At 78.6% G+C, this 527-nt stretch carries 1 pseudogene; it reads right to left on the reverse strand.

The annotated features are described in order from the left end of the window. Positions 1-527, reverse strand: a pseudogene (locus GL263_RS27735) (hydrolase); the annotation flags it as partial.

Genomic DNA, 527 nt, shown 5'->3' on the forward strand with positions numbered 1-527 from the left:
CCTGGGACTGGCGGGGGAGGTCGGGTGGGCCGGCCGGTTGGGCGTCGCAGAACTCGCGGACCGCGCTGGTGCGGGCGACGACGCGGCCCCGGTGGATGACCACGCGGCTGTAGGCGAGGGAGAGCGCGCCGGGCAGGTTCCGGCCGCGCACGGCGAGGAGTTCGGCGGGGAAGCCGGCTTCGACGCGTACTTCGGGTAGTCCGAGCACGTCGCGGGCGGCGGCGCTGACGGCCTCGTACGCGTCTTCGGGGCCGGTTTCGCCGTGGGAGGCGAGGAGGTAGGCGGCTTCGAGCGGGTCGCCGCGTCCGACGGGGTTGGCGGCGTCGCGGAGGGCGCCGCTGCCGGCGGTGACGCGGACGCCGGCGGCGCGGAGCAGGCGTACGGGCGCGGCGCCGGCCCGGTTGCGACGTTCCGTCAGCGGGCAGCCGCCCTGTGGCAGTACGGCGACGGTGGCGCCGGCGGCGGCGAGTTGTTCGGCGGCGCGGGCGGCGGCCGGGCGGGGGAGTCGGGCGAGTCCCGTGCAGGGG

This window comes from Streptomyces durbertensis (genome assembly GCF_014156695.1).
GTDB lineage: Bacteria > Actinomycetota > Actinomycetes > Streptomycetales > Streptomycetaceae > Streptomyces > Streptomyces durbertensis.